27 protein-coding genes are annotated in these 21,632 nt (G+C 51.9%); 9 read left to right on the forward strand and 18 right to left on the reverse strand.

The genetic code is table 11. The features are described from left to right. Positions 1-13 precede the first annotated feature (13 nt). From ACFMKP_RS09850 to ACFMKP_RS09870, 5 genes are all read left to right on the forward strand, one after another. A complete protein-coding gene (locus ACFMKP_RS09850; protein ID WP_382291393.1) occupies positions 14-955 on the forward strand; it encodes a YidC/Oxa1 family membrane protein insertase in 942 nt (313 codons plus the stop codon). Positions 956-988: 33 nt separating this feature from the next. Beyond that, the gene (gene jag, locus ACFMKP_RS09855; protein ID WP_110514676.1) at positions 989-1,711 is read left to right on the forward strand and encodes an RNA-binding cell elongation regulator Jag/EloR; all 723 of its coding nucleotides are present in this window, start codon (positions 989-991) and stop codon (positions 1,709-1,711) included. Between the two features lie 74 nt (positions 1,712-1,785). After that, positions 1,786-2,769 (forward strand): hydroxymethylglutaryl-CoA lyase, encoded by a 984-nt coding sequence (locus tag ACFMKP_RS09860; RefSeq protein ID WP_382291913.1) that lies wholly within the window; start codon positions 1,786-1,788, stop codon positions 2,767-2,769. 247 nt (positions 2,770-3,016) lie between these two features. Then, positions 3,017-3,838, forward strand: coding sequence for a dolichyl-phosphate beta-glucosyltransferase (locus tag ACFMKP_RS09865; RefSeq protein WP_382291395.1), 822 nt, complete (start codon positions 3,017-3,019; stop codon positions 3,836-3,838). A 286-nt stretch (positions 3,839-4,124) separates the two neighbouring features. After that, positions 4,125-5,366 carry a hypothetical protein gene (locus tag ACFMKP_RS09870; RefSeq protein ID WP_382291397.1) on the forward strand — a complete coding sequence of 414 codons (1,242 nt, stop codon included), beginning with the start codon at positions 4,125-4,127 and terminating at the stop codon, positions 5,364-5,366. 40 nt (positions 5,367-5,406) lie between these two features. Here the strand turns inward: ACFMKP_RS09870 and ACFMKP_RS09875 are convergent, their stop codons facing one another. Further along, a complete protein-coding gene (locus tag ACFMKP_RS09875; protein ID WP_382291399.1) occupies positions 5,407-6,270 on the reverse strand; it encodes a plastocyanin/azurin family copper-binding protein in 864 nt (287 codons plus the stop codon). A 357-nt stretch (positions 6,271-6,627) separates the two neighbouring features. Here ACFMKP_RS09875 and ACFMKP_RS09880 point away from each other — a divergent pair, with 357 nt between their 5' ends. The 4 genes from ACFMKP_RS09880 (at position 6,628) to ACFMKP_RS09895 (ending at position 9,970) form a co-directional block, all read left to right on the forward strand. Further along, complete coding sequence (locus tag ACFMKP_RS09880; protein WP_382291401.1) at positions 6,628-6,915, forward strand: hypothetical protein; 288 nt, start codon at positions 6,628-6,630, stop codon at positions 6,913-6,915. Between the two features lie 141 nt (positions 6,916-7,056). Further along, on the forward strand, positions 7,057-8,544 hold the full coding sequence (gene gltX, locus ACFMKP_RS09885; RefSeq protein ID WP_382291403.1) for a glutamate--tRNA ligase: 1,488 nt from the start codon (positions 7,057-7,059) through the stop codon (positions 8,542-8,544). Positions 8,545-8,568: 24 nt separating this feature from the next. Continuing rightward, positions 8,569-8,823 (forward strand): hypothetical protein, encoded by a 255-nt coding sequence (locus ACFMKP_RS09890; RefSeq protein ID WP_204755300.1) that lies wholly within the window; start codon positions 8,569-8,571, stop codon positions 8,821-8,823. Positions 8,824-8,893: 70 nt separating this feature from the next. Beyond that, on the forward strand, positions 8,894-9,970 hold the full coding sequence (locus ACFMKP_RS09895) for a hypothetical protein (protein WP_382291405.1): 1,077 nt from the start codon (positions 8,894-8,896) through the stop codon (positions 9,968-9,970). A gap of 203 nt (positions 9,971-10,173) precedes the next feature. On the opposite strand, the gene tatC is transcribed toward ACFMKP_RS09895, so the two are convergent. The 17 genes from tatC to ACFMKP_RS09980 form a co-directional block, all read right to left on the reverse strand. Beyond that, positions 10,174-10,926: a twin-arginine translocase subunit TatC gene (gene tatC / locus ACFMKP_RS09900; protein ID WP_204755302.1), complete on the reverse strand. Its 753-nt coding sequence runs from the start codon at positions 10,924-10,926 to the stop codon at positions 10,174-10,176. Beyond that, positions 10,919-11,389, reverse strand: a complete 471-nt coding sequence (tatB, locus tag ACFMKP_RS09905; protein WP_382291408.1) for a Sec-independent protein translocase protein TatB — start codon at positions 11,387-11,389, stop codon at positions 10,919-10,921. Before tatB ends, tatC begins: the two co-directional genes overlap by 8 nt. Positions 11,390-11,523: 134 nt before the next feature. After that, complete coding sequence (locus ACFMKP_RS09910) at positions 11,524-11,763, reverse strand: acyl carrier protein (protein ID WP_054537017.1); 240 nt, start codon at positions 11,761-11,763, stop codon at positions 11,524-11,526. 55 nt (positions 11,764-11,818) lie between these two features. Continuing rightward, entirely contained in the window at positions 11,819-12,259 is a 441-nt protein-coding gene (gene nusB / locus ACFMKP_RS09915) for a transcription antitermination factor NusB (RefSeq protein WP_382291410.1), read from the reverse strand. After that, positions 12,237-12,587 (reverse strand): Asp23/Gls24 family envelope stress response protein, encoded by a 351-nt coding sequence (locus tag ACFMKP_RS09920; protein ID WP_164689294.1) that lies wholly within the window; start codon positions 12,585-12,587, stop codon positions 12,237-12,239. The genes nusB and ACFMKP_RS09920 overlap by 23 nt, the downstream gene beginning before the upstream one ends. A 19-nt stretch (positions 12,588-12,606) precedes the next feature. Further along, entirely contained in the window at positions 12,607-13,974 is a 1,368-nt protein-coding gene (gene accC, locus ACFMKP_RS09925) for an acetyl-CoA carboxylase biotin carboxylase subunit (protein ID WP_382291412.1), read from the reverse strand. Positions 13,975-14,022: 48 nt separating this feature from the next. Continuing rightward, positions 14,023-14,778, reverse strand: coding sequence for a 3-oxoacyl-[acyl-carrier-protein] reductase (gene fabG, locus ACFMKP_RS09930; RefSeq protein ID WP_382291414.1), 756 nt, complete (start codon positions 14,776-14,778; stop codon positions 14,023-14,025). A 16-nt stretch (positions 14,779-14,794) separates the two neighbouring features. Then, positions 14,795-15,538, reverse strand: coding sequence for an SDR family oxidoreductase (locus tag ACFMKP_RS09935; RefSeq protein ID WP_054537022.1), 744 nt, complete (start codon positions 15,536-15,538; stop codon positions 14,795-14,797). A 9-nt stretch (positions 15,539-15,547) separates the two neighbouring features. Further along, a complete protein-coding gene (gene fabG, locus ACFMKP_RS09940) occupies positions 15,548-16,297 on the reverse strand; it encodes a 3-oxoacyl-[acyl-carrier-protein] reductase (RefSeq protein ID WP_382291417.1) in 750 nt (249 codons plus the stop codon). 23 nt (positions 16,298-16,320) lie between these two features. Then, positions 16,321-17,253 carry an ACP S-malonyltransferase gene (fabD, locus tag ACFMKP_RS09945; protein ID WP_382291419.1) on the reverse strand — a complete coding sequence of 311 codons (933 nt, stop codon included), beginning with the start codon at positions 17,251-17,253 and terminating at the stop codon, positions 16,321-16,323. A 359-nt stretch (positions 17,254-17,612) separates the two neighbouring features. Further along, positions 17,613-18,599, reverse strand: coding sequence for a beta-ketoacyl-ACP synthase III (locus ACFMKP_RS09950; protein WP_382291421.1), 987 nt, complete (start codon positions 18,597-18,599; stop codon positions 17,613-17,615). Positions 18,600-18,718: 119 nt separating this feature from the next. Further along, positions 18,719-18,910, reverse strand: coding sequence for a 50S ribosomal protein L32 (gene rpmF / locus ACFMKP_RS09955; protein ID WP_012188299.1), 192 nt, complete (start codon positions 18,908-18,910; stop codon positions 18,719-18,721). Between the two features lie 6 nt (positions 18,911-18,916). Further along, on the reverse strand, positions 18,917-19,453 hold the full coding sequence (locus ACFMKP_RS09960) for a DUF177 domain-containing protein (RefSeq protein ID WP_110514657.1): 537 nt from the start codon (positions 19,451-19,453) through the stop codon (positions 18,917-18,919). A gap of 67 nt (positions 19,454-19,520) precedes the next feature. Next, positions 19,521-20,033 carry a hypothetical protein gene (locus ACFMKP_RS09965; protein ID WP_382291423.1) on the reverse strand — a complete coding sequence of 171 codons (513 nt, stop codon included), beginning with the start codon at positions 20,031-20,033 and terminating at the stop codon, positions 19,521-19,523. Then, the gene (gene coaD, locus ACFMKP_RS09970) at positions 20,030-20,527 is read right to left on the reverse strand and encodes a pantetheine-phosphate adenylyltransferase (RefSeq protein ID WP_204755312.1); all 498 of its coding nucleotides are present in this window, start codon (positions 20,525-20,527) and stop codon (positions 20,030-20,032) included. Before coaD ends, ACFMKP_RS09965 begins: the two co-directional genes overlap by 4 nt. Positions 20,528-20,533: 6 nt before the next feature. Next, positions 20,534-21,109 (reverse strand): 16S rRNA (guanine(966)-N(2))-methyltransferase RsmD, encoded by a 576-nt coding sequence (gene rsmD, locus ACFMKP_RS09975; RefSeq protein WP_054537028.1) that lies wholly within the window; start codon positions 21,107-21,109, stop codon positions 20,534-20,536. 152 nt (positions 21,110-21,261) lie between these two features. After that, positions 21,262-21,609 carry a hypothetical protein gene (locus tag ACFMKP_RS09980; RefSeq protein ID WP_054537029.1) on the reverse strand — a complete coding sequence of 116 codons (348 nt, stop codon included), beginning with the start codon at positions 21,607-21,609 and terminating at the stop codon, positions 21,262-21,264. Positions 21,610-21,632 lie beyond the last annotated feature (23 nt).

Raw genomic sequence — 21,632 nt, forward strand, 5'->3', positions numbered from 1 at the left:
GGAATATACGGCTATGAATTTTCTAGGTCCAATCTTTTTACCATTTCTCGAATGGCTGTTCCATCTGTTTGGCAACTTGGGGTGGGCAATTATCGCTTTTACGATTTTAGTTCGTTTAGGCATGTTGCCGCTGACACTAAAGCAATTACGTTCGCAACGCAAAATTATGGTCATCCAACCAAAATTGCGCGAATTGCAACGTAAATATAGCAAAGATCGCGAAAAACTAACCCAAGAAACCATGAAGCTCTATCGTGAGCATGGAGCCAGCCCTGTTGGTGGGTGTTTGCCGCTATTGATTTCGTTGCCAATTTTGTTTGGCGTGTGGCAAGCGATTCAATTATTTGGCACGCAAGTTGAAGCCACTGCCGAACAAGTGCAGTTTTTGTGGTTGCCCCGCCTGACCCCGTTGGTTGACGGTGCAGGCCAAGCGATTGCTGGCAGTGCCAAAGACCCCTATTATATTTTGCCGCTCTTGGCAATTGGCTTTCAATTCATCACAACCTTGATGGCAATGCAACGCAACCCAGACCCACAGCAAGCCTCAATGAACAAAGTGATGATGTTTATGCCATTTATCTTTGGCTTTATCTACTTCCAGTTTCCATCAGGCGCAACCCTGTATTCAGTCACTGGTTCGTTGATTCAAATGGTGCAACAATATTTCACCTCAGGCTTTGGCTTGCTTTCGAAATATTTGCCATTTTTGCCCGAAAAAACTGGCTTCTTGCACCAACCATTGCCAGAATCGGCTACAATCACGATTGAAGAACCAGAAAGCCCAAGTGATCAGCCCCAACGCCGCGATTTTTGGACTGCGCTTGGCAAACTAGAACCGGTTACTGATGTCAGCGCCGCTGGTGCTGCCGCCGAAAGTGGTAGCAGCGACATCGCAACCGAACAAGCAATTGAAGATGTTAAGGCGCAGCTTGGCAAGCCGAAAAAACGGCGCTAGTCTCGGCTTATAATTCGGAGGAACGTGTAGGACATGGCGTTGCAAAAAGTTGAAGTACGCGCAGCAAGCGTGGCCGAGGCCGTGGCTCAAGCCCTCGCCCAACTCGGCAAAGATGAAGATGAAGCTCTGATCGAGGTTTTAGCGCAAACCGCTGATTCAGCCCTTGTCCGCGTCAGCGTCGATGATGATGAGGATGAGTTGCTGGCTGAGTATGGCGATGATGACGATGAGGAGCAACCCAAACGTCGTCGCCGCCGCGTCGCTAGCACCGATGAGCAAACCGTGGCGCTCGCCCGTCAGTTGCTTGAGGCCTTGCTCACTCGCATGAACATCGATGCCTTTGTAACGCCGGTTGTACAGAAGGCCAAAGGCTCCGATGAAGAAGAAGATACGCTGACCTTGCATATCGAGGGTGTCGATGAAGAAACCACCGGCCTGATGATTGGCCGCCGTGGCGAAACCTTGCGCTCATTGCAATATCTGCTGAATGTCTTAATTCATCGCCAAACTGGGCGCTGGTCGCAAGTAGTAATCGATATTGGCCAATATCGCCAACGTCGCCAAGATTCACTTGAGGGCTTGGCGTTGCGCATGGCCGAACGCGTGCGCCAATCAGGCCGCCCAATGCCGCTTGAGCCAATGAGTTCATTCGAACGCCGCATCATCCATATGGCGCTGCGCGAAGATCCGTCAGTCTATACCGAAAGCGCTGGCGAAGGTGAGCATCGAAAAATCGTTATTTATCCAAAACGCTAGTCAATGGCGATTAGCGCTGTGGTTGAGCGGGTGTTGTTCTCAGCGCCCGCCAATCAGTATCCAAGGAGTCGATGATGATTCCCTTAACTAACTTGCCTGCCACAGTCAGCATCCGCGAAGTTGGCCCCCGCGATGGCTTGCAAAACGAGGATCGCATCCTCACCACCGAGCAAAAAATCCTGCTAATCAATGCCCTCAATAATTCTGGCTTGCGCCAAATCGAAGTTGGTTCGTTCGTCAACCCGCGTTATGTGCCCCAAATGGCCGATACCGCTGAGGTTTTTGCCCGGATCGAACGCCGCCCCGATGTGATGTATAGCGCAATTGCGCCAAATTTACGCGGAGCACAACGGGCAATCGAAGCCCGCGCCGATTCGGTGCAAATCTTTTTGAGCGCTTCCGAAAGCCACAATCAAAGCAATGTGCGCATGAGCATCAACGAATCGCTGGCTGCTGCCGCCGATATTGCGCTTGCACTCAAAGAAGCCCAGATCGAGTTCGAAGCTGTGCTTTCAGTGGTCTTTGGCTGCCCCTTCGAAAACGATGTGCCAATCGAGCGCGTCGTGAGCATGACTGAACGCCTGCTCGAGCTGGGAGCCAGCCAAATTACGCTTGGCGATACAACCGGCATGGCTCATCCGCGCTTGGTGCAAGCGGTGGTGCTAGCCTTACGCGAGCGCTTCCCGCATGCGCCGTTACGCTTGCACCCGCATAGTGCGCGCGGCGCTGGCTTAGCCAACGTATTGGCCGCACTCGAAGTTGGCATCGATCGGATTGATGCAAGCATTGGGGGGATTGGTGGGTGTCCTTTTGCGCCAGGCGCACCAGGCAATATCTGCACCGAAGATACCGTGCATATGCTCCACGAAATGGGCATCGACACCGGCCTCGATATTCCAAAGTTGGTTTCGTGTGCCAAACTAATCGAAAGCTTGCTTGGCCACGAAGTGCCTGGGCAAGTCATCAAAGGTGGCATTTGTGGCCATATTCCTGGCGGCAAGATGCGTCCATGGAACGAAGCAGCAGTGCTCGACGCGCCAACCAGCCGCACCGTTTAAGCATCACTAACCCATCCAGGAAGCCATATAGTTTGCTTGGATGGGTTTTTGCTTGCCAAAATTTGCCTGCTCCCTCGTTTGGCTGCCACTACAGTACCCCATTAGTCATGAACAACCCCGCTACGAAGCCTTATAGCAGCGTGCAAAAAGGCCTATACGAGGGCGGACCGATAGACCATACCCGGCCTAGGCTATCGGATCTATGCTGCTTGCAAGCAAATGATTCATGGATTAAGGGATTGCCACTATGTTTCAGCCATCAGCCAAGCACGCCAATCAAGCAGTCGTCGGGCAAGCCCCTGAACTTTCGGTTATCATTCCCTGTTTCAACGAACAAAAACGGATCATCCCCAGCATCGACGCAATCGTGCAGTATCTCAACGAACGAGGCCGTTCGTGGGAGTTAATTATTAGTGATGATGGCTCAACCGATCAAACAGTTAGCTTGATCGAAGCCCAAAACTATCCCAATCTGACGATCATCAAAAGCTCAAGCAACCATGGCAAGGGCCATGCAGTACGAGCTGGGATTATTGCAGCCAAAGGCAATTTTATTCTCTTTACCGATGCAGATAATGCTACGCCAATCACTGAGTTAAATAAATTATTGCCCTCGTTAGAGCAAGGCAACTACGATTTGGCGATTGGCTCGCGGGCCAAACAACTGCTGCAAACCAAAGAACGGCGCTTGAGCCGCTGTGTAATGAGTGCTGGGCTGCGGCTGATTGTTGAACATGGATTGAAACTAAATATTCACGATAGTCAATGTGGCTTCAAACTGTTTCATCGGGCGGTGGCCAAACATCTGGCCCAAGTCCAAACGATCAATGGCTTTGCCTTCGATTTAGAGCTGTTGGTGATTGCCGATATTTTTGGCTATCAAACCAATGAAATTCCCGTCGAATGGATTGATGTTGCTGACTCAAAAGTCCATCCAATTCGTGATGCCTATCAGTTTCTGCGCGACATTATGATTATTCAAATTAACCATTGGCGTGGACGCTACCCAAGCTCAAGCCAAAAAAAAACAAAAGCTAAATCGCAGCAATCAGGCCAGTGGTTTGCCTAAAAAACCTCTATTTTGCTGCTTGAATAGCTGATTGCTCAGCATTTATAGCTCCTCAGCCCTTCGCCACGTAGCCGAGGGGCTTCGCGTTGCAATGAGCAGCTTTAGCATAGACGAGGCTGCTAACCCTAAGTGCTAGATCTATGCGGATAGCTTGGATTTGATAGCCCTTTCTGTTTCCCCCCTTGGCACTTTAGTAGCGCTCGGATGAGTGACTATTCGCTTATTGGTTTCAGCCCTAAACCAATCTATAGTTAAGTTAATGGTATTTTTACACGAAAGTCTGATTATGGGTGTCCTTCAACGTTCTGGTTTCACAACCACCCACATTCCACTCATGCGGCGGCTCAAACAATTAACGAAGTTCTGGCTGCTCGGCGGTATGCTCTTGGTTAATCTGGCGAATTATGGCGTTGCAAGCGTGCTTGGCCGTGGGTTAGGCCCAGCAGCCTATGCCCAAATCAACGTCATCATGACCTTGTTTGGCCTCGCAACCTTGGGCAGTAGTTTTTTTCAAATTCAAGCTGCCCGGGCCAGCCTTAGCCTCAACAATCATGCCAAATTGAGGCAGCTTCGCCAAATAGCTTGGGTTGTTGGGGCACTCAATGGCCTGCTCTGCGCAGGCTTGGCGGGATTTTGGCAAAACCTGTTTGGCACAAGTCCAACACCATTGTTGCTGCTTGGCTTTGGCTTAATCAGCTACTATCCGCTTGGGGTTGAGCGTGGCATTATGCAAAGCCAAGCGGCGTTTGGGCGGCTTGCAGGTAATTTGCTGCTAGAAACCATGATTCGGCTCGCTGGAGCAATCATCGTGCTCAAATTGGGTTTGGGCGTACCATCAGTCAGTGCAGTCTTTGCTGGTTCATTGCTCGCGGCGTGGAGTTTGAGCTACATCAAACCAGCCATAACCGAGAATGTTGGTTCAACGAGTCAACTTCAGCCATTAGGGCCACTTGGCTTGCGGATGCTAGGCCAAGGCTTAATTCTCAATAGCGATCTGCTTTTGGTAACGTTGTGGTTTTCGCAGCATATTGCTGGCCAATATGCAGCTTTAGGCTTGATTGGCAGGCTTGGATTCTTCGTGAGCAGCACGGTTGCAACATTGGGTTTTGCTAAGCTGTTACGGGCCGATAAGGCAAAAACTGAACAACGCCAGGCATTTTGGCAAAGCGTGGCTATGATACTTGGCATTGGAATCATATTTAGCCTCGCCTGTTGGGCCATGCCTAATCTGCTCATTAAGGGGCTATTTGGTTCAGCCTATCTGCCGATTGCTGGGGTGCTTTGGCGCTACGCTGCGATTGCCGGTGGCTATGCAGTGGTAAATTTCCTCGTTGCTTATCAAGCGGCCCAACAGCGGCAGAGCGGAGTTTGGCTGACACTTGGGGCTGGCCTTGGCCAAGTCGTGCTTTTGATTGCAGCCCATCAAACAATTAACCATGTATTGAATGTTCAAGCCTTGATCATGCTAGGGTTGTTGGCAACAGTTTGCTTGAGCGAATGGCTGGAGCGCACAAAAAACCGCGCTTGATCGCGATGATCAAGCGCGGTTTTGATTACAGCTAAGCAGCTTATTTGACTGTTAGCGTACCCTTCATGCCAGCTGCATAGTGGCCTGGATAGGCACAGATATAGCTGTAGGTACCTGGCTCCAATTGAGCATCAACACTGTCAGTTTCGCCAGCATTGATCGTTTTGGTGTGAGCAAGCGACGTATCGGCGCTTGGTGTGAAGTCAGGGGCGTTAGCAACTGCTGAATCAACAGCTTTTTGCTCTTCGCCTGGTTTGACAATCACAACGTTGTGGGGCACAGCGCCAACATTATTGAAGGTTACTTTGACGTTGCCTGCACTTGCGCTAAGCTCGGTTTGGGCAAACTTCAAATCGGCTCCAGCAGCGCTATCGAGGGTTACGCCAGCACCACCGCCAGCAGGAGCAGCGCCACCGCCACCAGCAGCAACGACCTTAAACGTGCCCTTCATACCAGCTGCATAGTGGCCAGGGTAGGTACAGACATAGCTGTAGGTACCTGGCTCTGCAATATTGAAGGTCGTCGTGTCATTAGCACCGCCATCAATGGTTTTGGTGTGGGCCAATGAATTTGGGGCTTCAAAATTGGTGGCAGTTGCTGCGTCGGCCACGGTTTTATCTTCTTCGCCGGGGTTGACCAACACCCAGTTGTGAGGCACAACACCCTTGTTATTGAAGGTTACTTTAATTTCACCGGTACCTGCGGTTAACTCGGTTTTGGCAAAGGCCAAGGTGGCACCATCGGCACTATCAATGGTCAAATCATTGCTCACTGAGCCAGCAACCGCGACATCGGGGACACCTTTAAACACACCTACGTTGTCGTCAGCAGTACCACCGCAAGCAACCAAAGTGCCTGCTAATAAAACGCCCGCCAGCGGACGTGTCCAGCGCCGAATAGGCATCGATTTCCTCCATAAAAGCATCTGTTTGTTGGCATTCGTATACACTGAATTATAGCATAATGGCTTGGGCTTGGTCTCATAGGATCGGCATTGTTTTGGATAGGCCAATTGGTAGTCAATTGCTCACCAAATGCTCACAAAGATTTACCAAAAGTTCCTTGACGCACTCACAGGCACTGTTATAATACACACCAAGAGGCTGCTGTACCCGGAAAGGCCCACCCACAATGCGAATTGAATTCGACAATTGGGTTAACGATAGCACGACAGAGGCATCAGCCTGTGTCGTTTTTTGTACCAACGCTACGGCGTGGGAACGGCTCACGGCGTTTTTCGCTATATAAGGAGGATCGTCCAATGTACTCCGATATGATTAGCAAGATCGACAAAGCCAAACGGTACGCCCAAGAACCAGAACGGATTGCAATTCAACAGTTTAGCGCTATCTTCCGTGGTGGCAATAACCACGAAGTCCAGCTGTTGGCAAGCGGTGAATGGCACTGTGATTGTGAATTTTTTGCCCATTGGAACACCTGCTCACACGTGATGGCATTGCAACGGATCTTAGAGCCAATGTTAAATGATGACGCTCGCCGAGCTGGCTCACCATTTACCTTCGATGAAATTGCCGAGGCTGTTGGCTAAAGGGTTTTTCCAAGGTTTAAGGTTGCGCCACGTGACGAGTAGCTACTTGTCAACGTGGCGTAGCTGTTTAAGCGAGAAGAGTCGTGCGCCTATATCACCGCCAGCAACGGCTATGGTATAATCGCGACGCAAGGAGGTATTATGTCGGATCGTCCAACACCAGCCCGCACGCGCTTTGCGCCAAGTCCGACGGGCTATCTGCATATCGGTAGTTTACGTACCGTGTTATTTAGCTGGTTGTGGGCACGCCACACCGGCGGTCAATTTTTATTACGGATTGAAGATACCGATCGCAAGCGCTTTGTTGAAGGCGCAGAAGAACAATTAACCAGTTCAATGCAAGCGATCGGCCTCATGTGGGATGAAGGTCCAATTGTTGGCGGTCCTCACGCACCTTATAAACAATCCGAACGCTTGGATATTTATCAGGCTCACGCTGCAAGCTTGATCGAAAAAGGCGTTGCTTACCGTTCGTATGCCACCGCCGAAGAAATTGCCGCCCTCAACGCCGAACGCGAGGCTCGTGGCGAGCCAAAGCTCTTGGTGTTTCGCAATTTGCCCGGCATCGACGACGCAGCCCGTGAAGCAGCTGGCGAGCCATACAACGTGCGGCTGAGCCTCAAAACCACTGGCAAAACGATCGTCCATGATCTGGTTCGCGGCCAAATTGAGTTTGATAATGCGGCCTTGAAAATGCCCGATCCAGTGCTGTTGAAAACCGATGGCTTCCCAACCTATGCCCTCGCCGCCATGGTCGATGATCACTTGATGGGGATCACCCACGTGCTACGGGCTGATGAATGGCTACCAACCTGGCCGATTCACCACCAAATCTACGAAGCATTTGGCTGGGAGCAACCGGTTTGGGTGCATGTGCCGCAAGTGTTGGGCAGCGATGGCAAGAAGCTTTCCAAACGGCATGGCGATACCTCGGTGACCGAGTATATTGAGCTTGGCTTTTTGCCCGAAGCAATCGTCAACTATTTGGCCTTAATTGGCTGGTCATACGACGATAAAACTGAGTTTATGACCCTTGAAGAGTTGATCGAGCGCTTTGACCTGAATCGGATTCGCCCATCGGGCGGGGTGTTTGATCGCGATAAGCTCTTGCACTTCAACGGGGTCTATTTGCGCAATTTGGCTGCTGCTGATTTGGCGCAACGGATCGCCCCCTATTTGAGCAAAGCTGGCTTAATTAGTGCAGAACCAACTGCGGCAGAATTGGCCAAGGTAGCCGAATACTTGCCATTAGTGCAAGAACGGATTAAGCTACTCAGCGAAGCGCCAGAATTGCTTGATTTCTTCTTTGTCGACCCCCAAGGCTACGACCCAGCCTTGTTGGTGCCAAAGAAGGGCGACCCAGCGCAGACAGTCGAGGTGCTTGGTCAAGTCAAGGCCAGTTTGGAAGCTCTCGAAACGTGGGATAGCCCAAGTTTAGATAAGCTTTTGCACGATTTTGTCAATCAACTTGGGCTGAAAATTCCCCAAGTCTTTATGCCTATTCGGGTTGCGCTCACTGGGCGAACCACCTCACCAGGCCTGTTTGAAACCATGGCGGTGTTGGGTAAGGCCGTGACGCTCGCGCGAATCAGCACTGCTGCTGCGGCGCTTTCCTCTGCCTCTGTATAGTTCGATTAGTCAGGAGGATGTTCAATGACGCTTGACGAAGCCAAAACCGAATTGACCAACTTGGTCTTGGGAGTTTCGCCCGATGCCGTGTTACGCTATAAAAAACGGGGCAGCGATGAGTTGGCGATTCGGGTTTATGCCCCAGCCGACCACGAGGATGCCATTCGTGAAGCAACCCGCGAACGTTCAATCGCCTTGTTAACCGAACACGATTTGGATGTTCAGATTTTGATTTACGATATTTCAACCTCGTTGCCAACCGAAGAAGGCGCAGAGTAACCTGCACCTAGCGGAGCCAACGGCCTCTAGCAGCAATGCTAGGGGCTGCTTTTGATTAAAGGGAAAGGCCATGGATTCTTATCAACCAACCAGCGATGAACGACAAGCCATGCGGGCATTTTTGCAACGCGCCGAGGTGCGCATCTCGACGATGCACCGCATTGCTGGCGTGTTTTTGAATGGCGCAGGCTTATTGATTTTGTTGCCAGTGTTTTTTCGCGATGCAATTAGCGACATCAACAACATTGTGCTCAAGCAAATTGCCCAGCTGTTTACACTGTGGCAAACTGGCCAATTTTCGTGGTCGGCAGTCGCCGATTTGGGCCTCTACACGCTGTTATTTATTCCGTTTATCGCAACCTTGGGCATTCCGCTGTATGCGTTTTTGCTGTTATTGAAAGATATTGTCTACTTTTATTTTGCCAACCAAAGCCCTGGCTTTACCCATAAATTATTTAACCCGCGCTTTATTCTTTCGGGCTTGGCATTTTCCACTGATGAAGCACCAGCAGTCAAACGCGCCGTGATTCAGCATCAATATAATTCCGATTTGTTGGAGTTTATTTTGCCGTTTGAGCGCCACGAAGCGGCATTTTACGATCAGGTTTATCAGCAAAGCGAGGGCTTGATCGTGCCGCCCAGTCGTGATGCGGCCCAACTAGCCAGCCAAGGGGTCAATCAAAGCCAAATCAGCCAGCAAGCAATCGAGCGTTTTAACACGGCCTTGGGTTTATCGGGCTTTTTAGATCGTACCTTAATTGAAGAAGTGGCACGCACTGAAATCTCGGTGGTGCGCTATGCCTTATGTCTACGACGTTTGGTGTTGCGCTATATCAAAGCCTTGCTCATGTTTGTCTGGACGACCTTGCTCTCGTTTATTTTGGTTTCGTTCCTTGAGCACTTGCAGCCGTTGGTAATTTTGGCGGTGGGCTATGTGGTTTGGTCGGCGCTTACGCCGTTGGTCGTGCGCATGCCCACCAACTGGATCTGGCAAGCGCTGCGTGAGGATGTCAATCTCAAAGGAGTGGCCCGTGATGAAGAAATAACCCGTTTTGAACACTTTGTCGTCAAGGTCTGTCGTTTGACCTTGGCAATCGCCATTTTGACCTTGCTCAGCGAAATTGGGCGGCTGATCGTGCATGTTTAGGGATTGAAAGCCCCTCACCCCAACCCCTCTCCCATCCGATGGGCGAGGGGCTTTAACGCTGTGGTTCGGCCACAAATTCCGTTGCTCCTCCTCGCCCGCGTTCAGTGGGAGAGGGAGTTGGGGGGTGAGGGAATTGCTAATCTCGGCTCCCCCTCGCCCGCGTTCAGTGGGAGAGGGGGTTGGGGGGTGAGGGAACTCGCTTGCTAATTTGCATTCTTGGGCTGAGCAAAACGGCCTAGCAACAAGCCAAATTCAAACAATAAATACATCGGCACTGCCAAAAATGCGAGGTTGGCAGGATCGCCGGTTGGGGTCAGAATTGCTGCCGCCACCACGGTGATCAGCACCACATAGCGGCGATAGCGCCCGAGTTTGCGTGGGTTGAGAATGCCAATTTTGGTCAGGGTAAACATGATCATTGGCAATTCAAAGACAATTCCGTTGATCAGCAATAAGCGGGTCAGAATCGAGAGAAAATCATCGAGCCGCGGCTTATTTTCAATCAAATTACCAGCATTCTCAGTGCCAAAATTGATCAAAAATTTAATGGCCGCAGGCGCAGTCACAAACCAGCCAAACGCAATGCCGCCAACAAAGCAGAAAATCACCAACGGCAAACCAATAAAAATCCATTTGCGTTCGGTGCGAGTTAGGCCGGGCGCTAAGAAGGCCAACAATTGATAGATGATAATCGGCATCGCAGCAGCAATGCCCAAGGTGAGCGCAGTGCTGAGGTAGGTGGTAAAAGTTTCGGTAACTTCGGTGGTTTGCACGCCCTGCTCGCCAGCAAAGCTCAAAATCAAATATTTGATAAAGCCAGTGCTATTGACGATGTAAAAGCCACCAAGCATGCCAATCAAAACCGCAATCGAAACCTTGGTCAGGCGTGAACGCAACTCGCGCAAGTGGTCGAGCAAGGTCATGGTGCCATCAACGGCGGTGGTTGCTTTAGCCATTGGTCTGCTCCTCGGCGGCTGAGGCACGCAATGCCTGATCGAGTGGTTGGTCGAGCAAATCGTCATCGAGCATCATACGAGCTTGGTTAGCAATCTCTGGGCGGGCCAAGGGTGGTTTGGGAGTTGGATCAATCACATTGGCGGCGGCGGTAGTTTTGGGGTCGAGGCCAAGGTCGACGATCATCGCTCGGTCGTCATCGGAGAGAATCGAGCGCCCAAGCTCCTGAATTTGGCGGCGCGGATCGAGGTCGCGCAACTGGCGGGCCATCTTCTCGACCGATTCATAATCATCGCCCAACTCGTTGCGGGCCTGATTGCGCAGATCGTTGATCAGCTTGCGGCCTTTACTGATCCACTGGCCAATTTGAAACAGCATTTCAGGCAAGCGTTCAGGGCCGACGACCACGAGGGCAATCACCAAGATGATCACAAATTCAAACGGGCCAATCCCAAAAATTGTCATAAGCGTCTGACCACTAGCTAAAGGCTTTGGGGATACGCTTTACGCAAGTATTAACCTCAAGCCCAACAAATAACAAATGGACAATGCCGCAAGGTTTGAGCCTTGGGTGGCATTGTCCACTGTTCGCATACAAATTACTCTTGGATGTGTGCTTTGATAAATGCTTCGGCATCGCCGACGGTGCGCAATTTTTCAGCTTCTTCGTCGGTAATTTCTACGCCGAATTCTTCTTCGAGCGACATGACCAACTCGACCAAATCGAGTGAATCGGCGTTGAGGTCATCCAAGAAGGTTGCGCTTGGGACGATTTTTTCTTCTTCCACGCCCAATTGTTCAGCAACCAATTTCTTCAAGCGTTCGTTTAAGTCTGCCATTGGTAGAATCTCCGTATAGAAAATAAGTCCGAGGCGAGCAAAAATGCTTCCTGCGTTATTCCTCGGATTCAGGTTTATTGACCACGGTACTGAGCACGCCATTGACAAATCGGCCAGAATTATCGCTGCCGAAGTGTTTTGCGAGCTCGACCGCTTCATTAATCACGGCTTTAACCGGAGCTTTATCCGCTGCCGCATCGTAAAGAATTTCAAACAAGGCGATGCGCAGCACCGCAATATCCACGCCTGGCATTTGGTGGACGGGCCAAGATGGTGCGACTTTGGTAATTAAATCGTCGATTGTTTGACGATTGGTCCATGCACCATTGACAATACGGGCAAAAAAATCACGACCTTCTGCGCTGAACATTTCATCATCGCTGATGCGTGCAACAACCGAATCAAGGTCGTGGGTGGTTTGATCAAGTTCAAAGAGTGCCTGAAGTGCCGCAGCACGCACTCGGTGGCGAAGGCTACCCACGGTTCTGCTCGACATCCTGAATATAGACGTTAACGGCGCGGACGGGCATCCCGACCATTTCGTTTAACGCTTCGGTTACTGCCGATTGAACACGAGCACCGAGATCAAGCAAGTTGATGTCGGGTTGGGCGATCAGGTAGCAATCGGCACTGACACTATCATCGACAACCCGAATTGCTACGCCATCGGCGTTGGCAGTTCCGCTCCCTAGCATGCTGCCCATGCGTTGTTGGCCGGGCACGCTGCCCAAACGCGCAACGCCAGCAACATCTTGGGCCGTCAGCGAGACAATCGCTGAAAGCACATCGGGAGCAATTGTCACAGTTCCAAATGGTTGATTCACGGTTTTCTCCACGACTGCCCTAGGCTGTCGCTTCTTTGGCAGTCTGTTGATTTAAAATATCAGCCAAGGTGTGCGTGGCAACATCACCGCTCACAAAAGCTGGTTCGTTCATCATGCGCAGTTGAAATGGCAAGGTGGTTGTAATGCCACTAATCACACACTCGCTTAATGCCCGCCGCATCCGTTCAATGGCCTCAAGCCGCGTTTCGCCCCATACGATCACTTTGGCTAACATCGAATCGTAGTTGGTGGGGGTACGATAGCCTGAATAAAGATGCGAATCGACCCGCACGCCTGGGCCACCTGGTGGTAAATAGAGATCGACAGTCCCACCAGCAGGCATAAAATCACGGTCAGCATCTTCGGCATTAATCCGACATTCAATCGCATGCCCGCGTATTTTAATGTCATCCTGAGTGAGCGTCAAGCGTTCGCCGGCAGCAATCCGAATTTGCCACTTAACTAAATCCAAGCCGGTCAGCCATTCGGTCACTGGATGCTCGACCTGCAAGCGGGTATTCATTTCCATAAAATAGAAATTTCCCTGATGATCGAGCAAAAATTCCATGGTTCCGGCGTTGTAGTAGCCAATCTCGCGCACGCCGTGCAAGGCGGCTTCGCCCATTTTTTGGCGCAATTCTGGGGTCAGGGCTGGCGATGGGCCTTCTTCGACGACTTTTTGGTGACGACGTTGCAACGAGCAATCGCGCTCGCCAAGGTGAATTGCATTGCCATGCTGGTCGGCCAAAATCTGAATTTCAACGTGACGCACGACAGGCAAGTATTTTTCCATATACAAATCGCCACGGCCAAAGGCGGCCTCGGCCTCGGCTCGCGCCGTATTGAAGGCTCGTGCCAATTCGTCGGGCTGGTTGACCACGCGCATGCCGCGCCCGCCACCGCCAGCAACGGCCTTCAACAGCACTGGGTAGCCAATGCTATCGGCAAGGCCTTGGGCTTCTTCAACGCTGGTCAACGGGTTTTCGGTGCCAGGAATCAAGGGCAGGCCAGCCAGTTTCATGGCTTGTTTGGCAAGAGCTTTATCGCCCATGCGCTGAATCGAATCTGCCGATGGGCCAATGAAGGTCAGACCACATTCGCGGCAACTCTCAGCAAAATAGGGATTTTCCGAAAGAAAACCATAGCCAGGGTGAATCGCGTCGCAATCGCTAATCAGCGCGGCGCTAATCAAGGCTGGGGCGTTCAGGTAAGATTTAGCGGGTGCTGGCGGGCCGATACAAATTGCTTCATCGGCCATGCGCACTGCCAGCGAATCGCGATCGGCCTCGGAATAGGCAGCAACCGCTTTGATGCCCAGCTCATGGCAGGCGCGAATGATCCGCACGGCAATTTCGCCACGATTGGCAACCAGAATTTTGCGTAACATGGTGGTTCCTCAGCTAAAGCGTTCAAGCAAACGTCCCAACGCTGCTCTCTAATACATGGTCATGCCGCCATCGACGGCCAAGGTTTGGCCAGTGATGTAGCCAGCAGCATCGGAAGCCAAGAACACCACCGCATTGGCGATTTCGGCAGGTTGGCCCATGCGCGCCAAGGGAATCCGATCCAAGGCTTTGTTGATCAAGTCTTCGGACATGGCGTTGCGGGTCATATCGGTTTCGATAAAGCCTGGGCAAATTGCATTGGCCGTAATGCCGCGCGAAGCCATTTCTTGGGCCACCGATTTACTAAAGCCGATTAGGCCTGCTTTGGCGGCAGCATAATTGGCTTGACCAGCATTGCCCGTCAGCCCAATCACCGAGCTAATCGTAATCACGCGGCCCCATTTATTTTTCATCATCGGGCGCAGCACAGCCTTGGTGAGCAACATCACGCCACGCAAGTTGGTTTGCAACACATCATCAACTTCGCTCTCTTTCATGCGCAACAACAAGTTATCACGGGTAATGCCAGCATTGTTGACCAGAATATCGACCCGCCCAAAGGCTTCGGTCGTTGCTTTAAGCAAGGTTTCGTGGCTGGCAGGATCGGCCACATCTGCTTGCACAGCAAGCGCTTTGCCACCCTTGGCTGTAATCGCCGCAACGACCTCAGCTGCTGCTGCCTCGCTGCCACGATAATTGACCACTACGGCGGCTCCGCTCGCAGCCAAGGCCTCGGCAATCGACCGCCCGATGCCACGCGAAGCTCCAGTCACAATTGCGACACGACCGGTTAAATCTAGTTGCATGCTTGCTCCTTCAACACTAAACCATGCGCCAACCGCCATCGACTGGCAGCACTTGGCCGGTAATATAGCCCGCCTCTGGATTGGCCAGCATAAAAATCGCTGGGGTAATCTCGGCAGGCGCACCCAACCGTTTGAGCGGCACAATATTGGTGGCCCATGGGATATAACTTGGGTCAAAACTGGACATATGTGGCCGCGAAATCAGGCCAGGGGCAACGCTATTGACCGTAATGCCCCACGGCGCTACCTCGCGGGCCAGCGATTTCGAAAAGCCAATAATTCCGCCAAGCGCGGCAGCATAATTGGCTTGGGTCAGGCCGCCAGCCAAAGGCTGATAGCCAGTAATCGTAATAATCCGCCCATAACGGGCTTTTTGCATTGGCCGCAACACGGCGCGGGTAATGCGGGTTACGCCACGCAGCATCGTCTCCAGCACATCGTTCCATTGCTCCAGCGTCATCTCAGCAACTGGCGCGTTGTTGACTGCTGAATGGGCGGTGATCAGCATATCGAGCCGTTCCCAGCGCCGCACAGCCACCTCAACGAGGCTGTTCATGGCTTCAGCATCGCGCACATCGGCCTTGATCGCAATCAGGCGTTGTTCATCGGCAATCGTGGCACACATTTCTTCGGCCAGCTCATCGCGTTGGCGATAGCAAAAAACCACCCGTGCGCCACGTTGAATGAGTCCTGAAACAACTTCGCGCCCAATCGCGCCAGTGCCACCTGTGACAATCGCCACTTGATCGTTGATACTCATTCTGCACCCCTATGGCATGACCCAGCCGCCGTCAATCGTCAGCACATGGCCAATAATATACGATGCAGCAGGCGAGGCCAGAAAGGCCACCGCTGGCGCAACTTCTTCAACTTTGCCAAAGCGTTTGAGCGGAATCACATCAAGCGCCCAGGTTCGCAGCCATTGCGGAATATGGTCGATAAAGTCGGTGTCGATATAGCCAGGCGCGACCACGTTGACCACAATTCCATCGGCGGTTACTTCGCGGGCCACGGCCTTGGAAAAACCAACCAAGCCCATCTTGGCCGCAGCATAGTTGGTTTGGCCAACATTGCCTGCCAAGCCCGCCAACGAGGCAATGCTAACGATTCGGCCATAGCTGTTGGCGCGCATCGCTGGCAACACCGCTTGGGTGCATAAAAATGCCGAGGTCAGATCAGCTTTGATCACATCGTCCCATTCCTCGTCTTTCAAACGCTGAAACAGGTTGTCGCGGGTAATGCCCGCATTGTTGATCAAAATGTGAATCGCGCCCCATTCAGTTAAGGTTTGGGTCACCATGGTTTCAACTGCCTGCTGATCGGTCACATCTGCTTGAATCGCCATAGCTGTGCCACCAGCAGCCTGAATTTCGTCAACCACGGCTTCAGCTTTGGCAGCACTTGATTGATAATTAACAACGACTTTAACGCCCCAACTGGCTAGCTCCAAAGCAATCGCTCGGCCAATTCCGCGCGATGCTCCAGTCACAATCGCCACATGGTCTTTCATTCCCCGCATAGCAAATGCCTCACCCATGTACATTACTGGGCGTTATTGTACTCGCCAATCTTCGCTATGTCATCAAAGCTGGCAAGATTCAGGCGTTGCAAGCTGGGATCGATGCGCTTGACCAAGCCCGTCAGCACGTTGCCAGCGCCAATTTCAATCACAGTTTTCACACCAAGCGCCGCCATTTGTTCGATTGTGGCAATCCAGCGCACTGGAGCGGTAATTTGGGCCACCAACTCAGCCCGAATCTCGGCAGCACTGCTAATTGGCTGGGCAGTGCTATTGGCAATCACTGGCACGTGGGCGGCATGGATCGTCGCTGCGGCAATTGCGGGAGCCAAGCCAGCAGCGGTTGCTTCCATCAAGGGTGAGTGAAACGCGGCGCTGACATTTAAGGGCATAATTTTTTTGGCCCCAGCAGCTTTGGCTTGTTCGCTGGCTGCCGCGACCACCGCGCTGCTGCCACTAATCACCAATTGGCCATGGGCATTTTGGTTGGCTACAACGCATGCCCCAAGCTCGCTCACATTGGCGCAGATAGCTTCGAGCGGCGCAAGATCCAGCCCAATGATGGCGGCCATTGCGCCTTCGCTGGCTTGGGCCATCAATTCGCCACGTTGGCGCACCAAACGCAGCGCGGTGGCAAAATCAAGCGCTTTGGCGGCAACCAAGGCGCTATATTCGCCCAACGAATGGCCTGCAACCACGCTTGGCTTCAGCTCAATGCCTGCCTCAGCAAGCGCCGCCAACAGAGCCACGCTCACGGTCAACAAGGCTGGTTGGGTGTTTTCAGTGGCAGTTAAATCAGCTTCTGGCCCATCAAAACACAACGCCGCCAAATCAAAACCCAGCACTGCATTGGCTTCGGCAAAAATTGCTCGAGCCGCCGCCGATTGTTCGTAAACCTCACGACCCATGCCCACTTTCTGCGAGCCTTGGCCAGGAAAAAGCAATCCGATTGTCATTGGGTATCTTTCTATTATTAAGAGGGGTCGGGGGCTAGGGATTGGGGGTTAGGTTTTAGCCACGAATTACACGAATTGCACGAATTATTTCGTTGCATCGCAAAGCTATGGCTTATTACCCAAGACCCAAATTCCCAATCCCCAACCTCTATGTTCTATGTGTATAGGTTCATCAGGTTAACTATGGCTTGATCCTCTCACCCCAACCCCTCTCCCACGGCGGCGGGCGAGGGGAGCACTCCGATCGCGGTTACCCCTCGCCTCGCATGCGGGAGAGGGGGCCAGGGGGTGAGGGAATAATCCTTATTGCCAATCCAATAAACTATTCCATCTATGTTCTATGTTCTATGCTCTATGTTCTACTTTCCGCCCCACACCAACACGCCCGAAGCCCAGGTTAGGCCGCCGCCAAATGCGGTCAGCAAAATCGTGTCGCCTGGCTGCATGCGGCCAGCATCGGCGGCTTCGGCGATCGCTACGGGCAAGGTGGCAGCTGAGGTATTACCATATTCTTGAATATTAACAAACACCTGCTCCATTGGCACGTTGAGCCGCTTGGCGACGGCCTCGATAATTCGCAGATTCGCTTGATGCGGCACAACCAATTGCACATCGGCAGTCGTTTTGCCAACTTGCTGCAACACATGAACTGAGCTTTCGACCATGGCGCGCACAGCATACTTGAACACTTCAGCGCCATTCATCTGAATATATTGTTCAGACTGATCAAGCCGCTCGTGAGTTGCAGGGTAGAGCGTGGCTCCAGCCTTAATCCACAGCAATTCGGCGGTATCGGGAATTGCGCCCAATTTGTAGGCTTGCAGGCCGCGCTCTTGCTCACTTGCTTCGAGAATCACCGCGCCAGCAGCATCGCCGAAAATCACGCAGGTATTGCGATCTTGCCAATTTAAGAATGGTGAGATGGTTTCTGCACCGCAGAGTAATACTTTACGCACACCGCCACCGCGAATCATAGCGGTGACCGCGCTGAGCGCATATAAAAAGCCACAGCAAGCGGCGTTCATATCCATCACGCCAGCATTGATTGCGCCTAGCTTGGTTTGGACCAAAGCGGCGGTTGAGGGCAAGAGCAAATCGGGCGAGGTCGTCGCCACCACAATTAAATCAAGCTCTTCTGGCTGCACGCCAGCTTTAGCGAGCGCAATCCGCGCGGCGCGGGTAGCCATATCCGAGGTTGCTTGGCCTTCGGCCACAATATGGCGGCGCTGAATGCCAGTGCGCGATTGAATCCATTCGGCGTTGGTATCGACAATCTGTTCAAGCTCTTCATTCGTAAGCACCCGTTCGGGAGCGTAGCGCCCCCAGCCAGTAATTGCTGCATTCATTGCAAAACACTCCCGTGGTGAAGCCGTTTCATGCTGCACTGCACAATAAACCGCCTAAAATGCGAAAGGGACGAGAACCATGTTCTCGACCCTTTCGCTGCTTTGCTGCCAAACATGGCTTATGCTTCAGCATTGTCCTTCTTGAGGTATTGGCGACCCTTGTAGGTACCGCAATTCAAGCAAACGCGATGTGGACGGCGATAGCCGCCACAGTTTGGACAAGCCGACAATGAAGGTGCGGTCAAAGCAAGGTGTTGGCGGCGGTGCCCGCGTTGTTCGCGGGTAATTTTACGTCGTGGCAATGCGCCCATGAGAAACTAGGCTCCTTTCAGCAATTGTTTGAGCGCGGCTAAACGCTCATCGATCACTTGATCGTCCAAATCGTCGGCTGCTGGGTTATCGTTGCGGTTTTGGCCATCCAACGACAATCCACGACAATCTGGGCGACAAATCGGCGCGATTGGTAAGTTGATGAGCGTGTATTCACGGGCAGCATCGCCAAGGTCAAGCAAATGGTTGCCGTTAATTTTGAACACATCAGGCTCTTCTGGTTCTGGCAACGGTGCGCCCGTCGTTGCATGAACCGTCGCAAAATATTCTTCAGCGAAATCGAACTCAACAGGTTGGCTGAAATCGCTTAAGCATCGCACACATTCTACGGTGACGTTGCCGCTCATCGCGGCATCAACTAAGACCCCATTTTTGGTGCGGGTCATTTTAACATCGCCTTCGGTAATCCTTAGGCTCGTACCATCACCCAAATCAAGTTGTTCGTTTTCATATGTATACTGGCGGGTCGCCCCAACATATTCTTGCAACAGTTGGGATACATTGAATTGGAGTTCGGATGACATACAGTGACCTCCTGCTGGAATTCAACCCGCAAGCGACGTGACATTATAGGCGCGAGAACGCGCTCTGTCAAACTACGCCCAGTTCATCGAGGCCATTTTGAATAATTGTCAGCGATTTGCCGATATGTTCTTCAAGGTTGAGCAACACTTGACGCGCATATTCATCGGCATCAGAGCGCACTTTGGCTGCTTCTGATTCTGCTTCGGCAATCATTCTGGTACGTTCGCGCTGGGCAATTTCAAGCATGCCCTGTTCCGAAAGCGTGATCGCAATTTTCTTTTTGGTAGCCTCGATCAGTTGGTCGCGTTCGCGCACAATCTGGCGTGCTTGGCGTAATTCATTGGGAACCGCAACCCGCATCCGGTCGATAATGTCGAAGACTTGCTTCTCGTCGATCATTAATCGGCTGGTTAAGGGCACACGGCCACCACTCGCTAAAACCTCTTCCAACTCGTTAATCAGGCGCTCAAACTCGGCCTCAGCATATTCTGGGGGGCGCTGGTGTTGCCCGACTGGCTCCACGCTGGTTGCTTCCTGATGTTCACTGGGCTGTTCTCCCCATTGGGCTTGTTCGCTCATGTGCGTGACTCCTCATGCTTTTGATAGGCTTGCTTGAGCGCAAGGGCAATATGGGCGGGCACAAACGAGCTAACGTCGCCGCCATAGGCCGCAATTTCGCGCACCGCGCTTGAGCTAAGCAACGTAAACCGTTGGTCAGCCATCAAACAGACCGTATCAAGCGTGGGAGCCAAGTGATGATTGATATGCGCCATTTGAAATTCGTGCTCGAAGTCGGTCGAGGCTCGTAAGCCACGCACCAACACCGTCGCATTAATCCCAAGCGCATATTCCACAACTAAACTCGAAAAAGCATCCACCCGCACATTTGGCAGGTGCGCTACCGATTCGCGAATCATGGCAATCCGTTGCTCGGTGGTAAATAGCAACTTTTTGTACGGACGATGAGCTACCGCTAAGACCAACTCATCAAACAAGCGTGATGCGCGCTCGGCAACATCAAGATGTCCGTTGGTAATTGGGTCGAAGCTTGCAGGGTAGACAGCAATAGTCACAGGTGATTACTCCGATTGCGGCGGTAACGCTGGGCTCAATTCATACATTGAGAAACAGGAATCGCCGATACGCCGATGCTTGAGTAAACTCAGTGGCCCAAGTTGGGGCGGCATCACCAGCTTTGGCCAATGGCCTAAAACTAATACGCCATTTGGATCTAAAATGCCGCGTTCAGCAACCCGCACCACAAGGTCGGGAATGCCTTCCATAGCATATGGCGGATCGAGCAGGATTATAGCATATTTTGTTTTTTCGTCGATGATTTGCAGAAATTTATCGACGGAAATGTTCCAAACTTTGGCTCGCTCAGCCAGTTTGGTAGTTTTTAGGTTGTCTTTGGTCACCGCCGCCACATGGCTGCGCGCCTCAACAAAATCGGCCCATTCAGCCCCACGCGATAAGCACTCGATGCCCAACGATCCGGTGCCAGCAAATAAATCGAGTGCGCGGCCTTCAAAGGCATCAAAGCCCTCTAAAATAGCAAATAACGATTCTTTGACCCGATCAAGCATCGGGCGCGTGCCAATATCTGGCGGGCCTTTTAATTGTCGCCCCTTGGCACTGCCAGTAATCACCCGCATTGGCGTAACCCCGTAAATAAAGGATGAGGGATGAAGGATGAAAATTCAGAGCGAATTATGAGTAAGCCAATTTTTAGGCTAGATTAATGGCAATAAACCCAATAACCTATAAATTTTCGCTTATCCTCATTCATAATTCATCCTTCATCCTTCTAAAAGACTTCTGCGCCGAATTCGGCTAGCTCGTCGGCAATCGATTCAATATCGTGGATGGTGCGCATTTTTTTGATCAGCCCCGTATATTTTTGGCGATTGGCATCGTGAGCCATCACCGCCCGCTCAACATATTGGGTCAAATACAATTTCAGGGCCGCTAATTGGCCTTCATCCAAGCGCTCGCCGTTCATATAAGCATCGACAGCAGCCTCTAAAACGCCAGTTTGTTCTTCCATCCAAAAGCGTGGTGGCACTGCCACCTTAAATGGATATGGGTATTCGCGGTTGGGCACAAATACTAAATTGCCAATTTGCTCGGCATCTTCGGGCCATTGCTCTGTCATTTTCGCAGAATCCTTCAGTAGAT

This window comes from Herpetosiphon sp. NSE202, assembly GCF_042688385.1.
Classification (GTDB): Bacteria; Chloroflexota; Chloroflexia; order Chloroflexales; family Herpetosiphonaceae; genus Herpetosiphon.